This is a genomic window from Pseudomonas sp. PS01303 (genome assembly GCF_029959385.1).
Lineage (GTDB): Bacteria > Pseudomonadota > Gammaproteobacteria > Pseudomonadales > Pseudomonadaceae > Aquipseudomonas > Aquipseudomonas rustica.
Genome location: NZ_JASCPK010000029.1, coordinates 1 through 16,466, shown reverse-complemented (window position 1 = coordinate 16,466; position 16,466 = coordinate 1). Strand labels below are relative to the sequence as shown.

Sequence of the window (16,466 nt, the reverse complement as noted above, 5' to 3'; positions counted from 1 at the left end):
TCCTTACAGAAGCCTATTTTACAAAGTGACCTGCCATCCCCGAAGCGAATTGTTAGACTCAAAGCCATTCCAAAACGGAATCAGGCTTATGGAATTCAAACAGCTGCGCAGCTTTGTCGAAGTCATGCATCAGGGCGGGTTTACCCAAGCGGCGAAAACCCTGCACATCAGCCAATCAGCGGTGAGCAAACAAGTCGCGCAACTGGAACAGAGCCTCGGCACGCCGCTGCTGGAACGCCTCGGTTCACAGTTGCGCCTGACCGCCGCCGGCAGCGTGGTCTTGCAACGGGCCGAAGGCATGCTGCGTTTACGCAACGAATTGCTGGTCGAACTGGACGATCTCAGTCATCTGGCCCGTGGCGAGTTGCGCCTCGGTCTGCCGCTGTTGGGCAGCGATGCTTTGTTCGCCGGGCTCTTTGCTGAATATCGCCGGCGCTACCCGAACATCAGCGTGCAGTTGCTCGAGGGCGGCAGCCGCAACATCGAGCAAGCTGTTCTCAACGGGGAACTGGAGCTGGGTGGCAGTTTGTTGCCGAAGGATCCGCAGTTCGACTGTCAGCCGTTTTGCGATGAGAAGCTCGATGCGCTGCTACCGGTCGATCACCCGTTGGCGGATCGCGGCGAAATCGGATTGGAGGAGCTCGCCGATACGCCGTTCCTGCTTTATCAGCGCAGCTTCGTGCTTAACGATCGTTTGCTACAGGCGTGCCAGCAAATGGGCTTCACACCGAAGGAAGGCGGGCGCAGCGGTCAGGCGGATTTTCTTGCGGCGCTGGTGGCCGCCGGGCAAGGCGTGGTGTTGTTGCCCAGCGTGGTGGCGCGCGGGCTGGTGCGGCCAGGCGTGGTGCGCCTGACCTTGCGTGCGCCGGATTATCTGCGCTGGGACATCGCGTTTATCTGGCGTCAGGGCGCTTATTTGTCGAATGCCGCGCAGGCGTGGCTGGCACTCCTGCGCGAGCGGCCGATCAGCCCTTGAGCGCGTCGATCAATTGCGCCAGCCAAGGTTCGGCGTCGGTTTCCGGGGTCACGCTTTCGCTGGCGTCGATGCGCAGCATCTCCAGCACTTCACGCACACCCAGTTCGCCGAACAGTTCGCGCATTTGCTCGCCGCCACCGCAGAAGGTGTCGCCATAACTGGCGTCGCCCAAGGCGATCACCGCGCCCGGCAAACCGCGCCACGCGGCTGGCAGTTGATCGCGAATGGTCGAATACAACGGTTGCAGGTTGTCCGGCAACTCGCCCATGCCAGTGGTCGAGGTCACCGCGAGGAACGCTTCAGGGCCGAACGCTTGAATGTCCGCCAGGCTGGCGCGCGAGTTGTAGAAGGTTTCAAAGCCAGCGGCTTTCAACAGGTTCTGGGCGTGGCGGGCGACTTCTTCGGCGGTGCCGTAAACCGAACCGGAGAGGATGGCGACTTTCATCAATCTGATCCTGAAACTGAAAAAATGAGCGGCGATAGTAGCAGCCCGAGCCGCAAAGCTGCGATTGGATCTCAACTGGCGATAATGGCCAGTAGACAGCGCTGATGGTTTATCTAGAATGCGAACCCTCGGCCATTCTGAACGGACTCACAGATGATCAACGCCAGCCTGCTGCAAATGGTGATCAACGCCTCCAACGATGGAATCGTGGTAGCGGAAAAGGAAGGCGATCAGGACACCATCCTGATTTACGTCAACCCCGCATTCGAACAACTGACCGGCTACAGCAGCGAAGAGATTCTCTACCAGGACTGCCGCTTTCTGCAGGCCGGAGACCGCGACCAGGCCAGTCTGGAGCGGGTTCGCGAGGTGCTGCGCAACAATGGATCGTGCCGGGAAATCCTGCGTAACTATCGCAAGGACGGCACACCGTTCTGGAACGAACTGTCGCTTTCAACGGTAAAAAGCGCTGACGACGGGCTGACTTATTTCGTCGGTGTACAGAAAGATGTAACGATTCAGGTCAAGGCTCAGCAACGTGTTGCGCAACTCGAACAGGAGGTCGCGACACTGAAAGCACAGCTGGCAGAACTGAAAGCGACGAACGGCGCAAACAAATCAGCGAACTAATTGTCATTAACTACAATCACCAATGACTTTGTAACTATATCTTTCGAGCTAGCCATGCAACGCGACGCCCTCCTCACTCAGGATGAGCTGGATTTCATCCAGACCATGCAGCACAACCCGCAACTGAATGTGCGGGATGCGACGTCGAGTCTGCTGGTTAATGGCGGTTCGCAGATCCGTGATTTGCTCACGCGCCTGGCCGCTCACGAACAAGTGACCATTCAGGCCAACTTCGAAAACCAACAGATGACTTTCCCGCTGCACCTGGTGGAAGACGAGTTCCACGCGCTGCATTTGCGCCTCGGCGTGCCGAGCATTTACGAAGACGGCCCGATGGTGCGTCCATGGCGCCTGGCGCTGGACGAGCCGGTGGCGCTGGAAAATGCCAATGGCCAACCGGGCACGTTGTGGGTTCATGAGGTGTCGCACAAAGGCGTGTTGCTGGAAGTGCGCAACAAGACCAAACCACCGAAGCATTTCGCCCTGTGGTTCAGCCCTTCAGGCTATGAGCGAATTTCCCTGCGCGGCAATTTCGAGCGTGAGACCGACAAAGGTTTCTTCGCCTACGAACTGAGCCAGACCGATGCCGATGAAACCGAGCGCCTGCGCCAGTTCATTCTGCAACAACATCGCCTGACCCACCCTGCCCTGCACACCTGAGTCTCAGGTATCGAGTTTGCCCGCGAGAAATTGCGTCAGCCGCTGACGCATCGTCGCGCCTTCATTGCCCAGGCAACCGATTGACGATCCGGCCAGAGTTTCCTCTGCCAGATCCGCTGCATCCCCCGCCAGCAACACCTGACAATCCAGACTCAGTGCCAAACGATTCAAACGCCGTGGCAGCTCGGGGGCCGGTGCATGATTGGAAAACAGCACCAGCGCCTGTGGTTTGATCTTTTCGCAGACGAGCGTCAACTCATCGAACGGCTGACCGGTCGTCAATACCCGGACACCGGCGTCGCTGCTGCTCAAAAACAGCGCGGCCACCAGCAATTCCAGTTCACGGCACTGACCGGCCAATGCACTGACGAGAATCTTGCGGGGCTGCGTGGTGCGTAACGCGATGATCCGCTGCATTACGCGGGTTCTGAGGTAGCCGTCGTAGAACAGCCATTCGCTGGTGTGTCCGAAGGCTTCCTGCCCGAGCAGCAATTGCCGCCACAGCGGCAGCAGGATGTCCTGAAAAACCACGGGCAGCGAATAAGAAGAAAAAATCTGGCCGTAGACTCGATCCAGTTCAAGATCGTCGAAGGCGCTGACCGCACGCTTTACCTGATGCTGCCACTGCTGGTAATCGGCCTGCACCTGATCATCGGAAATGATGTGCGCCAGTGCTTTTAGCGGTTCGGTCTTCGCGAGGATTTTGCCGACCTTGCTGACGGAGACGCCACGATCGATCCACTCGACAATGCTGCGAACGCGCTCGATTTCGGTCATTGAATACAGCCGATGCCCACTTTCGGTGCGCGTCGGTTCGATCAAACCGTAACGTCGCTCCCAGGCACGCAGCGTGACCGGGTTGACCCCGGTGAGTCGGGACACTTCACGAATGGGAAAGAGGTCTTCGCGCTCGAGCGCGTCAGACGCCCGTGAAACAGGGCTCAGCTCCGTGATGACAGGCATAGTGCGCTCAACGTCCTTGTAAAGTGATTGGATCCATTCTAGCTGCAATGCCCGCTAAAGGTAAAAGCGATGAACTGCGACGAAAGTCTCTGGTTAAATCGCGAAATTCAGGAATAATCCTTGCTTGGCAATAAACGCGGGCCTCTACCCCGGCGCGCGTCTGGCGAAACTCCTACCCGGAGTGCCGCGAACGAAATACGGAGATACACAATGTCTACTTCCCCCGTCACGCTGATGGTCGCGCGTCGCGTCGCCGATGGTCGCTATCAGGATTTGATCGCCTGGCTGCGCGAAGGCGAACAACTGGCCACCGACTTTCCCGGTTATCTCGGCTCTGGCGTGCTCGCTCCGCCGCCCGGTGATAACGAATTTCAAATCATTTTCCGCTTCGTCGATGAACAGACTTTGCATGCGTGGGAGCATTCGGCTTCGCGTACGGCATGGCTGGATCGGGGCAGCGATCTGTTTGCCCATCCGAAGGAACATCGCGTCAGCGGCATCGAAGGCTGGTTCGGCGCGGCCGGTCAGCGCCCGCCACGCTGGAAACAGGCGGTGGCAATCTGGCTGGCGTTCTTTCCGGTGTCGATGCTGTTCAACTTCGTGCTTGGGCCGTTGCTCGGCGAAATGAGTCTGTTGCCGCGGGTGTTTATCAGCACGCTGTGCCTGACGCCATTGATGGTTTATTTCTTTATTCCGCTGTCGACGCGGTTACTGGCCAATTGGTTGAACAGCACGCCGGTTCGACGTGTACCAGCCGAGCCAGTATCCCAAAATCGCTGATATCTTTGTAGGAGCAAGGCTTGCCCGCGAAAGCAGCGTGTCATTCAGCATTGAAGGTGCCTGACACAACGCTTTCGCGGGCAAGCCTTGCTCCTACAAAAGCGCAAAGCAAGCCGTGTCGCTGTTATAGTTTTTGCTCCCACCGCGATGCGAGCCGTTCATGTCCACTTCCGCAGCCCCGATCCTCATCACCGGCGCCGGCCAGCGTGTCGGTCTGCATTGCGCGCAGCGTTTGCTTGAAGACGGTCATCGCGTCATCTTCACCTACCGCACCGAACGTCCCGGCGTACAAACACTGCGCGATTTGGGCGCCATCGGCCTGTTCGCCGACTTCTCCAGCGAAGCCGGGATTTTCGCCTTCATCAGCGAACTGAAAAACCACACCGACAGCCTGCGCGCCATCGTGCACAACGCCTCCGAATGGCTCGCCGAAACCCCGGGCAGCGAGGCCGAAGCCTTCACGCGCATGATCAATCTGCAAATGCTCGCGCCCTACCTGATCAACCTGCACTGCGCCGATTTGTTGCACCGCTCGACACCCGCCGACATCATCCATATCAGCGACGATGTCACGCGCAAGGGCAGCAGCAAACACATCGGCTATTGCGCCAGCAAAGCCGGGCTCGACAGCCTGACGCTGTCCTTCGCCGCGCGCTTTGCGCCAGCAATCAAGGTCAACGGCATCGCGCCGGCCCTGCTATTGTTCAATCCCGACGACGACGCGGCGTACCGCACCAAAGCGCTGGCCAAATCGGCGCTGGGCATCGAGCCCGGCAGCGAAGTGATCTACCAGAGCCTGCGCTATCTGCTCGACAACCCTTATGTCACCGGTACGACCCTGACCGTCAACGGCGGGCGGCACGTCAAATAACGCCTAGCTGCGAGGATGTCCATGAGCCTTTCTCTGCCCGAAAACTACCGTGAAATCCTCATCGGTCTCGGCGAAAATCCCGACCGCGAAGGGTTGCTCGACACCCCGGTGCGCGCGGCCAAAGCCATGCAATACCTGTGTCACGGTTACGATCAGAGCGTCGAGCAAATCGTCAACGGCGCGCTGTTTGCTTCGGACAGTGACGAGATGGTGATCGTCGCCGACATCGAGTTGTACTCGTTGTGCGAACATCACCTGCTGCCCTTCATCGGCAAGGCCCATGTGGCTTATATTCCGACGGGCAAGGTGCTGGGATTATCGAAGATCGCGCGGCTGGTCGACATGTTCGCCCGACGCCTGCAGATTCAGGAAAACCTCACCCGGCAAATCGCCGACGCGGTGCAACAGGTCACCGATGCCGCTGGGGTCGCCGTGGTCATCGAAGCCAAACACATGTGCATGATGATGCGCGGCGTGGAAAAACAGAATTCGACGATGAACACCTCGGTCATGCTCGGCGCCTTCCGCGAGTCGAGCAACACCCGTCAGGAGTTCCTGCAATTGATTGGACGGAGCAAGTAAATGCCACAACTTCAACCGGGAATGGCGCGCATCCGGGTCAAGGATCTGCGCTTGCGCACCTTTATCGGGATCAACGAGGACGAGATCCTCAACAAGCAGGATGTGCTGATCAACGTCACCATTCTGTATGCCGCGCAGGAAGCGGTGCGTGACAACGACATCGATCACGCGCTGAACTACCGCACGATCACCAAAGCGATCATCGCTCACGTCGAGGGCAACCGTTTTGCGCTGCTTGAACGCCTGACGCAGGAATTGCTCGATCTGGTGATGAGCAACGGTTCGGTGCTGTACGCCGAAGTCGAAGTCGACAAGCCGCATGCGCTGCGATTTGCCGAATCGGTATCGATCACCCTCGCGGCAAGCCGCTGAGCTTCAAGCTTCGAGCTGCAAGCGTTAAGCTACCGCCACCCACAATCCAAACTTGCAGCTTGAAGCTCGCCGCTTGAAGCTGTCTCGAAGAGACCTCCATGAACGAGCAACAACGCCTCGAACTCGAAGCCGCCGCCTTCCGCCGGCTGGTCGCCCATCTGGACAGCCGCAAGGACGTGCAGAACATCGACCTGATGAACCTCGCCGGGTTCTGCCGCAACTGCCTGTCGAAGTGGTACAAGGCCGAAGCCGACGAGCGCCAGATCGACGTCAGCCTCGATGACGCCCGCGAAGTGGTTTACGGCATGCCGTACGCCGAGTGGAAAGCCCAATATCAGCAAGAAGCCAGCGCCGACCAGCAAGCGGCGTTCGCCAAAGGAAAAACCCATGAGTGACCTGAACACCCTGCGCGCCAGCCTGAAAAGCGGCGACCACGCTTTCGCCGACACCCTGGCTTTTGTTGCCGCCAGTTACGACTACCAGCCGCAAGCCTTCAACAACGGTGGCGTGGAAAACGCCGCCGGGCAGAACGAAGGTTCGTGCAAGACTTTGGGCCTGGCGCTGCTGGAAGGCCTGAGCAATGAAGAAGCGCTGCTGGCGTTTGGCGAGCATTATCGCTCGGTGTTGGCGACGCCTGAGGGCAGCGATCACGGCAATATTCGTGCGTTGATCAAGCACGGGCTGGCCGGCGTCAAGTTCAGCGCCCAACCCCTGACCCGCCGCTGATCAAGATCAAAAGATCGCAGCCTTCGGCACCGTGATCGTTCCCACGCTCCGCGTGGGAATGCAGCCGGGGACGCTCCGCGTCCCATCGGACGCAGAGCGTCCATATGAGGCATTCCCACGCAGAGCGTGGGAACGATCATCACATTGGTTATGCGGTGGTTCGGAATCTCGGGCACAAAAAAACCGGCCAATCTGGCCGGTTTTTTTGTGCCTGCGATCTTAGAACGATGCGTTCTGCAGACCGTCCAGGTAACGCTCGGTGTCCAGTGCCGCCATGCAGCCGGCGCCGGCCGAGGTGATGGCCTGACGGTAAACGTGGTCAGCCACGTCACCGGCGGCGAAGATACCTTCGACGCTGGTCGCAGTCGCATTGCCTTCACGGCCGCCGTGCACCACCAGGTAACCGTCTTTCAGGGTCAACTGGCCTTCGAACAGCGAGGTGTTCGGGGTATGGCCGATGGCGATGAACACGCCGTCGACGGTGATTTCGTCGAAGCTGCCATCGTTGTTCTTCAGACGCGCACCGGTCACGCCCATGTTGTCGCCCAGGACTTCGTCGAGAGTGGCGTTCAACTTGAGGATGATCTTGCCTTCAGCGACGCGAGCGTTGAGCTTGTCGATCAGCATCTTCTCGGCGCGGAAGGTTTCGCGACGGTGAATCAGGGTCACGGTGCTGGCGATGTTGGCCAGGTACAGTGCTTCTTCAACCGCGGTGTTGCCGCCGCCGACCACAGCGACTGGCTTGTTGCGGTAGAAGAAACCGTCGCAGGTTGCGCAGGCCGAAACGCCTTTGCCCATGAACGCTTCTTCCGACGGCAGGCCCAGGTAACGAGCGCTGGCGCCGGTGGCGATGATCAGGGCGTCGCAGGTGTATACAGCGCTGTCGCCGGTCAGGGTGTAAGGCTTGGCAGCGAAATCCACAGCGTTGATGTGATCGAAAACGATCTCGGTTTCAAAACGCTCGGCGTGCTCGCGCATGCGCTCCATCAGGGCTGGACCGGTCAGGCCGTGAACGTCGCCCGGCCAGTTGTCGACTTCGGTGGTGGTGGTCAGTTGACCGCCGGCCTGCATGCCGGTGATCAGCAGTGGCTTGAGGTTGGCACGGGCCGCGTATACCGCAGCGCTGTAACCGGCAGGGCCGGAACCGAGAATAATCACTCGCGAATGACGGACTTCAGACATGATCTGCTCCTGTTGACCGGGCCGAAAAAACTGGCACGGATCGCCGGACTGCCGGCGGAAATAAAAAAGGACCGTGGAAAACCTTGGGGAAGGCTTGAGCTCGACAGTCCTGTAAAAAGTTGGGTGCAGCGTATCGAGGGGGGCAAGATTAAGGAAATACGGATTAACAATCCAGCTCATAGGTGGTCTCTATGCCGACACACTGACGAGATGGACGTCTTTGTTACAGTGAATGTCGATCGCTCTACCGTGCTTTCGCCGCCGTTGCAAAGTCGGTAAGGTCGGCGCGTTTTCCCTTGCTCGGAGCACCTTATGCCCGCCCCTGTTCTGTCCGGCCCGCAATACCTGCGCGAAGGCCTCAAACTGGTTCTCAGCCCTGGCCTGCGCTTGTTCGTGTTGCTGCCGCTGGCGATCAACCTCGTGCTGTTCGTCGGATTGATCTATCTGGCCGGCCACCAGTTCAGCCTCTGGGTCGACACGCTGATGCCGTCGCTGCCGGAATGGCTGAGCTTCCTCAGCTACATCCTCTGGCCTCTGTTCGTCGTGTTGGTGGCGCTGATGGTGTTTTTCACCTTCACCATGCTCGCCAACGTGATCGCCGCACCGTTCAACGGTTTCCTCGCGGAAAAAGTCGAAGTGGTCGTGCGCGGCACCGATGACTTCCCGGCTTTCAGCTGGGGCGAACTGATCGAGATGGTACCGCGCACCCTCGCCCGGGAAATGCGCAAACTTGGCTACTTCCTGCCCCGCGCGATCGGTCTGTTCATTCTTTCGTTTATCCCGGTGGTGAACATCATCGCCGCGCCGCTGTGGCTGTTGTTCGGCGTGTGGATGATGGCGATCCAGTACATCGACTACCCGGCAGACAACCACAAACTCGGCTGGAACGAGATGCTCGCCTGGCTGCGGCAGAAGCGCTGGCAGAGCATGAGTTTTGGCGGGATCGTCTATCTGGTGCTGCTGATTCCAGTGGTGAACATTTTGATGATGCCGGCTGCTGTCGCTGGTGCGACGCTATTCTGGGTGCGTGAGCGTGGCGCCGAGAACCTGGTGACTCAGCGCTAACGCGGCGTCACAAATCCATCATCCGAACGTCACAACGACGACATGGCCTCAGCCGACACTGAGGTCATGACGACAGCTCTGCATATCACCCTCATCAGCGAAACCTTCCCACCGGAAATCAACGGCGTGGCCAATACCCTTGGCCGCTTGTGCGATGGACTGCGCGCGCGTGGGCATCAAGTGGATCTGGTGCGCCCGCGTCAGGCCGGCGATCCGCAGCGCAGCGATGACGACGCGCTGCTGTTGTGCCGAGGCTGGCCGCTGCCGGGCTATCCGGGACTGCAATGGGGCCAGTCGTCGATGCACAAATTGCTGCGCCGCTGGAAACGCCAGCGCCCGGATGTGCTGTACATCGCCACGGAAGGCCCGCTGGGTTTATCGGCTTTGCGCGCGGCGCGACGCCTGGGGATTTCGGTGGTCAGCGGCTTTCACACGAATTTTCAGCAATACACCAGTCAGTACGGCCTCGGCCTGCTGACGCGGATGCTCACGCATTATCTGCGCTGGTTTCACAATCGCTCGGCGATGACGCTGGTGCCCAGCGCGAGTCAACGTCTGGAACTGGAGCGTCGGCATTTCGAGCGTTTGGCGTTGTTGTCGCGCGGTGTGGACAGCCAGTTGTTTCACCCGAGCAAACGCCTGAACGCCCTGCGTGAGCAATGGGGACTCGGCGAGCGCGACGTTGCCGTGATTCACGTAGGACGCCTCGCGCCGGAGAAAAACCTGGGCCTGCTCAAGCGCAGCTTCGAAGCACTGCGCAGCGCTTATCCACAGCGCAATCTGAAACTCATCGTGGTCGGCGACGGGCCGCAGCGAGTGGCGCTGGAAAAGGAACTGCCTGAGGCGATTTTTTGCGGTGCCCAGCGTGGCGAAGCGTTGGCGGCGCACTATGCGTCGGGGGATGTGTTTTTGTTTCCGAGCCTGACCGAAACCTTTGGCAATGTGGTGCTGGAGGCGTTGGCGTCAGGGTTGGGGGTGGTGGCTTACGATCAGGCTGCGGCGGCGCAGCATATTCGCCATGGCTACAGCGGCGTGCTGGCGATGCCCGGGGACGAAGAGGCATTTTGCGAGGCGGCGGTGTGGTTATTAGAAGAGGATGAGCGCTTGCGTTGCGTGCGCCTGAATGCGCGGCAGCATGCGAGTCGCCAGGGGTGGGCGGCGATCATCGAGCAGTTTGAGAGCCATTTGCGTGGGGCTTGTTTGGGGGGGTTGGTGGTGCCTGAGGCTCAAACACTGCCCTGAATTGTTGTTGCCTTTGAAACCGCCTTCGCGAGCAAGCTTTGCTCCTACAAGACACGTGGCGAAATGCCGTTGATCTTGTAGGAGCAAGGCTTGCCCGCGAAGAGGTCAGTGATAGCGCCGCTTAAACCAGCGACATCAACGCCTCACGGCTGAACGGCAAAATATCCTGTTCACGCCCTTCGCGGACTTTCAACGCCCAGTCCGGGTCAACCAGCAGCGCACGCCCCACCGCCACCAGATCGAATTCCTCTTTGTTCAAACGCTCCAGCAAGTTCTCCAGACTGGCCGGTTGCGCGACCTTGTCGGTGTTGACCATGAACTGCAGGAACTCGCCATCCAGACCAACGCTGCCAACGGTGATAGTCGGTTTGCCCGTCAGCTTTCGCGTCCAGCCAGCGAGGTTCAGGTCAGAGCCGTCGAACTCAGGTTCCCAGAAACGGCGCGTCGAGCAGTGGAAAATATCCACGCCAGCGTCGGACAACGGCTTGAGGAATTCGCCCAGCGCTTCCGGGGTCTGCACCAGACGCGCGGTGTAATCCTGCTGCTTCCACTGCGAGAAGCGGAAGATGATCGGGAAACCTTCGCCCACCGCAGCACGCACGGCTTGAATCAACTCGATGGCAAAACGCGAACGGTTGGCCAGACTGCCGCCGTATTCGTCGGTGCGCTGGTTGCTGCCTTCCCAGAAGAACTGGTCGACCAGGTAACCGTGGGCGCCGTGGATTTCCACGCCGTCCATGCCGATGCTTTGTGCATCTTTGGCCGCTTGGGCGAAGGCTGCGATCACGTCCTGAATATCTTGTTTGGTCATGCCGTGCACCACGACCTGACCGTCCTTGAGTTTTTCCGACGGGCCGTAACCCGGCACGCTGGCGTCCGGTTCGGTGCCGATGCGGCGCACGCTGCCCACGTGCCACAGTTGCGGAACGATTTTGCCGCCTTCAGCGTGAACGGCGTCGACGACTTTTTTCCAGCCGGCCAACGGCGCTTCGCCGAAGAACTGCGGCACGTTCGGGTAACCGTTCGAGGCAACGTGGCCAACGGTGGTGCCTTCGGTGATGATCAAGCCAACACCGGCAGCCGCACGACGGCGGTAGTACTCGATGACTTTCGAATTGGGCACGCCACCCGGGGAGAACGAACGGGTCATCGGCGCCATGACCACGCGGGTCGGCAGTTCGAGGGCACCGAGGTGGAACGGTTTGAACAAGGCTTGAACGGGCATCGAAGAGCTCCACAGAGATGACTTTATGACGGCGATAATATGGAGAGTCGAAGCCGTTGAACAGCATTATTGATTTCGGTGATTAAGGATCAAAAGACGCAGAGCAAAAGATCACAGCCTTCGGCAGCTCCTACATGGGATTTTGAGGTCACCTGCAGGAACTGCCGAAGGCTGCGATCTTTTAATCTTGCTTGATCAGCTCAGCGCTTTTTCAATCGCATGAACAATGGTCGGATCATCCGGCGCCGTGCGTGGCGAGAACCGCGCCAGCACCCGGCCGTCCTTGCCGAGCAGAAACTTCTCGAAATTCCAGGTAATGTCACCGGGAAACTCCGCGCCCTCGCCCGCCAGCAGACGGTAGAGCTGATGCCGTTCGTGACCGTTGACTTCGAGCTTGCTCGACAACGGAAACGTCACGCCATAGTTGAGGCTGCAGAAATCCTGAATGTCCTTTTCAGAACCGGGTTCCTGACCGGCAAACTGGTTGCACGGCAGGCCCAGCACGCTGAAGCCTTTGCCTTTGAACTGCTGATAGAGGTTTTCCAGCGCCGCATACTGGGGGGTCAAGCCGCATTTGGAGGCGACGTTGACCACCAGCACGACTTGGCCCTTGAAAGGCGCCAGCGGTAGCTCCTGACCATCCAGGGCTGTCAACTTAAGGTCGTGAAAAGCACTCATGACGAACTCCAAGATTCCCGTGTTCTACTCGAAACAGCCACTTGGCGAGACCACCAAGGACAGCCGCGGACTAAAAAGGCGCCCGCAGGCGCCTCTCCAGTACTCGAAGCTTAGCGCAGAAATCAGTGGTGATGGCCACCTTCGCCATGGACGTGACCATGAGCGATTTCTTCCTGGCTGGCATCACGGATGTCAACGATCTTCACTTTGAAGTTCAGACGCTGGCCGGCCAACGGGTGGTTGCCGTCAACGGTCACGTCGTCGCCGTCGAGGTCACGGATGGTGACGATTTGCATCTGGCCGTCCGGCGCCGAAGCGTGGAACTGCATGCCGACTTCCAGCTCGTCAACGCCTTCGAACATGCTGCGGCTCAGGGTGCTGACCAGCTCAGCGGCGTATTCGCCGTATGCGTCTTCCGGCTCAACGGAAACGTCCAGCTCGTCACCAACGGTTTTGCCTTCCAGAGCTTTTTCCAGGCCCGGGATGATGTTGCCTGCGCCTTGCAGGTAGACCAGCGGAGCGCCGCCGGCGGAGCTGTCGATGACCTCACCAGCGTCGTTGGTCAGGGTATAGTCGATGGAGACAGCCTTATTGGCGGCGATCAGCATGGGGCGAGACCTTTTGCATAAGAATATAGAAAGGCCAAGTTTAGCGAAGCAATCGCGCGAAAGCGAACACAACCCGGACAAACGGGTTTCAACGATCACAGGCTTCCATCAAGACGAAGAGGGCCATTGGGTGGCCGAGCTTTCCTGTGGCCACACCCAGCACCTGCGCCATCAGCCGCCATGGCAAACCCGGGCGTGGGTACTTGACCCGGCGCAACGTATTGAAAAAATAGGCCAACCCTTTGCCTGCGGTTGGTGCGCACAAGGCTCGGTTAGCGATAACCTTGGCGACTGAATTTCGGTAGTCAGCCAGATATAAGCTGACACCATTGCCATGCAACTTTAGAGAATTCGCATGCAAACTTTTTTTATCGCACCCACCGATTTTGGCGTGGGTCTGACCTCCATCAGCCTCGGGCTGGTACGCACGCTGGAGCGAGCGGGCCTGAAAGTCGGGTTCTTCAAACCGATTGCGCAGCCGCACCCGGGCGACACCGGCCCTGAGCGTTCCACCGAACTGGTGGCGCGCACCCACGGCCTGAAACCGCCGCAACCGCTGGGCCTCGCTCACGTTGAGCGGATGCTCGGCGACGGTCAGCTCGATGAGTTGCTCGAAGAAATCATCACCCTTTACCAGCAAGCCGCGATCGGCAAAGACGTGCTGGTGGTCGAAGGCATGGTGCCGACCCGCAGCGCCAGTTATGCCGCACGGGTCAATCTGCATTTGGCCAAGAGCCTCGACGCCGAAGTGATTCTGGTCTCCGCGCCGGAAAACGAAGTGCTCGCCGAACTTTCCGGGCGCGTCGAACTGCAGGCGCAATTGTTCGGTGGCCCAAAAGATCCGAAAGTCCTCGGCGTGATCCTCAACAAGGTCAAAACCGACGAAAGCATGGACGCCTTCGCCGCGCGTCTGAAGGAGCATTCGCCGTTGCTGCGCAGCGGTGATTTCCGCTTGCTCGGCTGCATTCCGTATCAGCCAGAACTCAACGCCCCGCGCACCCGCGACGTCGCCGATCTGATGGGCGCGCAGGTGCTCAACGCCGGTGATTACGAAACCCGGCGGATGACCAAAATCATCATTTGCGCGCGCACCATGCGCAACACCGTCGAGCTGCTCAAGCCCGGTGTGCTGGTGGTGACGCCAGGCGATCGCGACGACATCATCCTCGCCGTCAGCCTCGCCGCGATCAACGGTGTGCCGCTGGCCGGCCTGTTGCTGACCAGCGACACCCTGCCCGATCCGCGCATCATGGATCTCTGCCGTGGCGCGTTGCAGGCCGGTCTGCCGGTGTTGTCGGTGAGCACTGGATCCTACGACACCGCCAATCTGCTCAACGGTCTGAACAAGGAAATCCCCATTGATGACCGCGAGCGTGCGGAGATCATCACTGACTTCGTCGCCAGCCACCTCGACGCCAAATGGCTGCACCAGCGCTGTGGCACGCCTCGGGAAATGCGCCTGTCGCCAGCGGTGTTCCGTTATCAATTGATTCAGCGTGCGCAGGCAGCGAACAAGCGCATCGTCCTGCCTGAAGGCAGCGAGCCGTTCACTGTGCAAGCGGCGGCGATCTGTCAGGAACGCGGGATCGCCCGTTGCGTGTTGCTGGCGAAACCGGAAGACGTCGAAGCCGTCGCCCGCGCCCAAGGCATCACATTGCCGCCGGGGCTGGAGATTCTTGATCCGGATCTGATCCGCGAACGCTATGTCGAGCCGATGGTGGCCCTGCGCAAAACCAAAAGCCTTAATGCACCGATGGCCGAGCAGCAACTGGAAGACACCGTGGTGATCGGCACCATGATGCTCGCGCTGGATGAAGTCGACGGCTTGGTTTCGGGCGTGATCAACACCACCGCCAACACCATCCGCCCGGCATTGCAGCTGATTAAAACCGCACCGGGCTGCACGCTGGTGTCGTCGGTGTTCTTCATGCTCTTCCCGGAAGAAGTGCTGGTCTACGGCGACTGCGTGATGAACCCGCACCCGAGCGCCACCGAGCTGGCCGAGATTGCCTTGCAAAGCGCCGATTCGGCTGCGGCGTTCGGCATCACCCCGCGCGTGGCGATGATCAGTTACTCCAGCGGCGAATCGGCCACTGGCGAGGAAGTCGAAAAAGTCCGCGAGGCCACCTTGCTCGCCCACGAACAACAGCACTCGCTGCTGATCGACGGCCCGCTGCAATACGATGCTGCGGCCAACGCTGAAGTCGCCCGGCAACTGGCGCCGAACAGTCAGGTCGCCGGTCGCGCCACGGTGTTCGTCTTCCCCGATCTGAACACCGGCAACACCACGCACAAAGCCGTGCAACGCAGCGCCGATTGCGTCAGCCTCGGGCCGATGCTGCAAGGCCTGCGCAAACCGGTGAACGATTTGCCGCGCGGCGCGCAAGTCGATGACATCGTCTACACCATCGCCCTCACCGCGATTCAAGCCGCCAACCGACCTATGGATGTGTAAATGCTGGATTTTCTACCTGCACCCGTGCGCGGTGTGATCGCTTCGCTGCTGTTGGCGCTCAACACGATTCTGCTCTGCTCGTTTCTGTTCTGCGTGGCGCTGGTCAAGGCGTTGCCGTTTGCCTTCACTCAACGCATCGCCGCTTGGCTGATGAGCCACACCCATGAAGCGTGGATCAGCAACAACAAAGGCTGGATGAACCTGGTGCGCCGCACGCGCTGGCACCTCAGCGGCTTGCAAGGCCTCGACTATCAGCACTCGTATCTGATCACCAGCAACCACCAGAGCTGGGTCGATATTCTGGTGCTGCAATACGTGCTCAACCGCCGGATTCAGCCGCTGAAATTCTTCCTCAAGCAGGAGCTGATCTGGGTGCCGGTGATTGGTCTGGCGTGGTGGGCGCTGGGCTTTCCGTTCATGAAGCGCTACTCCAAGGCGTACCTGGCCAAGCACCCGGAGAAGAAAGGCAAGGACCTCGAAACTACGCGTAAAACCTGCGCGAAATTTCGCAATAATCCGGTGGGGATTTTCAACTTCGTCGAGGGCACGCGGTTTACCGAAGGTAAGCATGCGCAACAGCAATCACCGTTCAAATATCTGCTCAAGCCGAAGGCTGGCGGCATCGCGTTTGTACTGGATGCGATGGGCGAACAACTGGAGTCGATCGTTAACGTGACGATTCACTACCCGGCCGGGCGTCCGGGGTTTTGGGATTTGCTCTGCGGCAATGTGCGCGATGTGGTGGTGCATTTTGAAGAGCTGAAAATTCCGCAGCAATTCATTGGCAAGAATTACGACCAGGACGGCGAGTATCGTTTGCAGTTTCAGGGCTGGATCAATCAGCTGTGGCTGGACAAGGATGCGCTGCTGGAACAGATGCACCGCGAATATCCAGCCAAATGATCGGTTGCCTGTGATGGCCTCTTCGCGGGCAAGCCTTGCTCCTACAATGTGATGAGGTGCACTTCTTGTAGGAGCAAGGCTTGCCCGCGAAAGCGATCTTAAT

At 59.3% G+C, this 16,466-nt stretch carries 20 protein-coding genes; 14 read left to right on the top strand and 6 right to left on the bottom strand.

Going from position 1 to position 16,466, the window contains the following annotated elements:
• The first annotated feature begins 88 nt into the window (after positions 1-88).
• Positions 89-976, top strand: coding sequence for a LysR family transcriptional regulator (locus QMX93_RS11390; protein ID WP_053117194.1), 888 nt, complete (start codon positions 89-91; stop codon positions 974-976).
• Here QMX93_RS11390 and QMX93_RS11385 read toward each other — a convergent pair.
• Positions 966-1,421, bottom strand: coding sequence for a flavodoxin (locus QMX93_RS11385; protein WP_053117192.1), 456 nt, complete (start codon positions 1,419-1,421; stop codon positions 966-968). The genes QMX93_RS11390 and QMX93_RS11385 overlap by 11 nt on opposite strands.
• 153 nt (positions 1,422-1,574) lie before the next feature.
• Here QMX93_RS11385 and QMX93_RS11380 point away from each other — a divergent pair, with 153 nt between their 5' ends.
• Complete coding sequence (locus QMX93_RS11380) at positions 1,575-2,051, top strand: PAS domain-containing protein (RefSeq protein WP_053117190.1); 477 nt, start codon at positions 1,575-1,577, stop codon at positions 2,049-2,051.
• Between the two features lie 54 nt (positions 2,052-2,105).
• Positions 2,106-2,711: a hypothetical protein gene (locus tag QMX93_RS11375; protein WP_053117187.1), complete on the top strand. Its 606-nt coding sequence runs from the start codon at positions 2,106-2,108 to the stop codon at positions 2,709-2,711.
• Positions 2,712-2,714: 3 nt separating this feature from the next.
• Here QMX93_RS11375 and QMX93_RS11370 read toward each other — a convergent pair whose 3' ends face one another.
• Positions 2,715-3,674 (bottom strand): MerR family transcriptional regulator, encoded by a 960-nt coding sequence (locus QMX93_RS11370; RefSeq protein ID WP_282355791.1) that lies wholly within the window; start codon positions 3,672-3,674, stop codon positions 2,715-2,717.
• A gap of 210 nt (positions 3,675-3,884) precedes the next feature.
• On the opposite strand from QMX93_RS11370, the gene QMX93_RS11365 reads away from it, so the two are divergent.
• The 6 genes from QMX93_RS11365 to QMX93_RS11340 all read left to right on the top strand — a co-directional run bounded on the left by QMX93_RS11365 (position 3,885) and on the right by QMX93_RS11340 (position 7,005).
• Positions 3,885-4,454, top strand: a complete 570-nt coding sequence (locus QMX93_RS11365; RefSeq protein ID WP_282355789.1) for an antibiotic biosynthesis monooxygenase — start codon at positions 3,885-3,887, stop codon at positions 4,452-4,454.
• Positions 4,455-4,614: 160 nt separating this feature from the next.
• The gene (gene folM, locus QMX93_RS11360; protein WP_282355787.1) at positions 4,615-5,325 is read left to right on the top strand and encodes a dihydromonapterin reductase; all 711 of its coding nucleotides are present in this window, start codon (positions 4,615-4,617) and stop codon (positions 5,323-5,325) included.
• A 21-nt stretch (positions 5,326-5,346) separates the two neighbouring features.
• On the top strand, positions 5,347-5,907 hold the full coding sequence (gene folE / locus QMX93_RS11355) for a GTP cyclohydrolase I FolE (protein WP_053117179.1): 561 nt from the start codon (positions 5,347-5,349) through the stop codon (positions 5,905-5,907).
• Entirely contained in the window at positions 5,908-6,279 is a 372-nt protein-coding gene (gene folX / locus QMX93_RS11350) for a dihydroneopterin triphosphate 2'-epimerase (protein ID WP_053117178.1), read from the top strand. It begins immediately after the preceding gene.
• A 98-nt stretch (positions 6,280-6,377) separates the two neighbouring features.
• Entirely contained in the window at positions 6,378-6,674 is a 297-nt protein-coding gene (locus QMX93_RS11345) for a DUF1244 domain-containing protein (protein WP_053117177.1), read from the top strand.
• Positions 6,667-7,005 carry a HopJ type III effector protein gene (locus QMX93_RS11340; protein WP_282355783.1) on the top strand — a complete coding sequence of 113 codons (339 nt, stop codon included), beginning with the start codon at positions 6,667-6,669 and terminating at the stop codon, positions 7,003-7,005. Before QMX93_RS11345 ends, QMX93_RS11340 begins: the two co-directional genes overlap by 8 nt.
• Positions 7,006-7,224: 219 nt before the next feature.
• Here QMX93_RS11340 and trxB read toward each other — a convergent pair whose 3' ends face one another.
• Positions 7,225-8,187, bottom strand: coding sequence for a thioredoxin-disulfide reductase (gene trxB, locus QMX93_RS11335; protein WP_282355781.1), 963 nt, complete (start codon positions 8,185-8,187; stop codon positions 7,225-7,227).
• A gap of 312 nt (positions 8,188-8,499) precedes the next feature.
• On the opposite strand from trxB, the gene cysZ reads away from it, so the two are divergent.
• Together cysZ and QMX93_RS11325 are read left to right on the top strand one after the other, a co-directional pair.
• Positions 8,500-9,252: a sulfate transporter CysZ gene (cysZ, locus tag QMX93_RS11330; protein WP_159812166.1), complete on the top strand. Its 753-nt coding sequence runs from the start codon at positions 8,500-8,502 to the stop codon at positions 9,250-9,252.
• Positions 9,253-9,294: 42 nt separating this feature from the next.
• Complete coding sequence (locus tag QMX93_RS11325) at positions 9,295-10,494, top strand: glycosyltransferase family 1 protein (RefSeq protein WP_282355778.1); 1,200 nt, start codon at positions 9,295-9,297, stop codon at positions 10,492-10,494.
• 121 nt (positions 10,495-10,615) lie between these two features.
• On the opposite strand, the gene QMX93_RS11320 is transcribed toward QMX93_RS11325, so the two are convergent.
• The 3 genes from QMX93_RS11320 to QMX93_RS11310 form a co-directional block, all read right to left on the bottom strand.
• Positions 10,616-11,719, bottom strand: coding sequence for an NADH:flavin oxidoreductase (locus QMX93_RS11320; protein WP_282355775.1), 1,104 nt, complete (start codon positions 11,717-11,719; stop codon positions 10,616-10,618).
• A gap of 195 nt (positions 11,720-11,914) precedes the next feature.
• The gene (locus tag QMX93_RS11315; RefSeq protein ID WP_053117143.1) at positions 11,915-12,397 is read right to left on the bottom strand and encodes a glutathione peroxidase; all 483 of its coding nucleotides are present in this window, start codon (positions 12,395-12,397) and stop codon (positions 11,915-11,917) included.
• 122 nt (positions 12,398-12,519) lie between these two features.
• Complete coding sequence (locus tag QMX93_RS11310; RefSeq protein WP_053117141.1) at positions 12,520-13,005, bottom strand: peptidylprolyl isomerase; 486 nt, start codon at positions 13,003-13,005, stop codon at positions 12,520-12,522.
• Between QMX93_RS11310 and QMX93_RS11305 the strand changes: the two genes are divergently transcribed.
• Genes QMX93_RS11305 through QMX93_RS11295 form a run of 3 tightly spaced genes read left to right on the top strand, consistent with a single transcriptional unit; the run spans position 12,974 to position 16,363 of the window.
• Positions 12,974-13,300: a DUF3565 domain-containing protein gene (locus QMX93_RS11305; protein ID WP_082341397.1), complete on the top strand. Its 327-nt coding sequence runs from the start codon at positions 12,974-12,976 to the stop codon at positions 13,298-13,300. The two genes, QMX93_RS11310 and QMX93_RS11305, sit on opposite strands and share 32 nt — an antisense overlap.
• A gap of 60 nt (positions 13,301-13,360) precedes the next feature.
• A complete protein-coding gene (pta, locus tag QMX93_RS11300) occupies positions 13,361-15,460 on the top strand; it encodes a phosphate acetyltransferase (RefSeq protein WP_053117139.1) in 2,100 nt (699 codons plus the stop codon).
• Positions 15,461-16,363, top strand: coding sequence for an acyltransferase (locus tag QMX93_RS11295; protein ID WP_282355770.1), 903 nt, complete (start codon positions 15,461-15,463; stop codon positions 16,361-16,363). It begins immediately after the preceding gene.
• Positions 16,364-16,466: the final 103 nt, after the last annotated feature.

Excerpts from the sequence above, each read along its gene's own strand:
- folM (WP_282355787.1), top strand. The coding sequence starts at position 4,615 with ATGTCCACTTCCGCAGCCCCGATCCTCATCACCGGCGCCGGCCAGCGT.
- QMX93_RS11375 (WP_053117187.1), top strand. The coding sequence starts at position 2,106 with ATGCAACGCGACGCCCTCCTCACTCAGGATGAGCTGGATTTCATCCAG.
- QMX93_RS11325 (WP_282355778.1), top strand. The coding sequence starts at position 9,295 with ATGGCCTCAGCCGACACTGAGGTCATGACGACAGCTCTGCATATCACC.
- QMX93_RS11340 (WP_282355783.1), top strand. The coding sequence starts at position 6,667 with ATGAGTGACCTGAACACCCTGCGCGCCAGCCTGAAAAGCGGCGACCAC.
- pta (WP_053117139.1), top strand. The coding sequence starts at position 13,361 with ATGCAAACTTTTTTTATCGCACCCACCGATTTTGGCGTGGGTCTGACC.
- QMX93_RS11370 (WP_282355791.1), bottom strand. The coding sequence starts at position 3,674 with ATGCCTGTCATCACGGAGCTGAGCCCTGTTTCACGGGCGTCTGACGCG.
- QMX93_RS11310 (WP_053117141.1), bottom strand. The coding sequence starts at position 13,005 with ATGCTGATCGCCGCCAATAAGGCTGTCTCCATCGACTATACCCTGACC.
- QMX93_RS11320 (WP_282355775.1), bottom strand. The coding sequence starts at position 11,719 with ATGCCCGTTCAAGCCTTGTTCAAACCGTTCCACCTCGGTGCCCTCGAA.
- QMX93_RS11365 (WP_282355789.1), top strand. The coding sequence starts at position 3,885 with ATGTCTACTTCCCCCGTCACGCTGATGGTCGCGCGTCGCGTCGCCGAT.
- QMX93_RS11380 (WP_053117190.1), top strand. The coding sequence starts at position 1,575 with ATGATCAACGCCAGCCTGCTGCAAATGGTGATCAACGCCTCCAACGAT.
- QMX93_RS11315 (WP_053117143.1), bottom strand. The coding sequence starts at position 12,397 with ATGAGTGCTTTTCACGACCTTAAGTTGACAGCCCTGGATGGTCAGGAG.
- folX (WP_053117178.1), top strand. The coding sequence starts at position 5,908 with ATGCCACAACTTCAACCGGGAATGGCGCGCATCCGGGTCAAGGATCTG.
- QMX93_RS11390 (WP_053117194.1), top strand. The coding sequence starts at position 89 with ATGGAATTCAAACAGCTGCGCAGCTTTGTCGAAGTCATGCATCAGGGC.
- QMX93_RS11385 (WP_053117192.1), bottom strand. The coding sequence starts at position 1,421 with ATGAAAGTCGCCATCCTCTCCGGTTCGGTTTACGGCACCGCCGAAGAA.
- QMX93_RS11305 (WP_082341397.1), top strand. The coding sequence starts at position 12,974 with ATGGAGACAGCCTTATTGGCGGCGATCAGCATGGGGCGAGACCTTTTG.
- QMX93_RS11295 (WP_282355770.1), top strand. The coding sequence starts at position 15,461 with ATGCTGGATTTTCTACCTGCACCCGTGCGCGGTGTGATCGCTTCGCTG.
- trxB (WP_282355781.1), bottom strand. The coding sequence starts at position 8,187 with ATGTCTGAAGTCCGTCATTCGCGAGTGATTATTCTCGGTTCCGGCCCT.
- cysZ (WP_159812166.1), top strand. The coding sequence starts at position 8,500 with ATGCCCGCCCCTGTTCTGTCCGGCCCGCAATACCTGCGCGAAGGCCTC.
- folE (WP_053117179.1), top strand. The coding sequence starts at position 5,347 with ATGAGCCTTTCTCTGCCCGAAAACTACCGTGAAATCCTCATCGGTCTC.
- QMX93_RS11345 (WP_053117177.1), top strand. The coding sequence starts at position 6,378 with ATGAACGAGCAACAACGCCTCGAACTCGAAGCCGCCGCCTTCCGCCGG.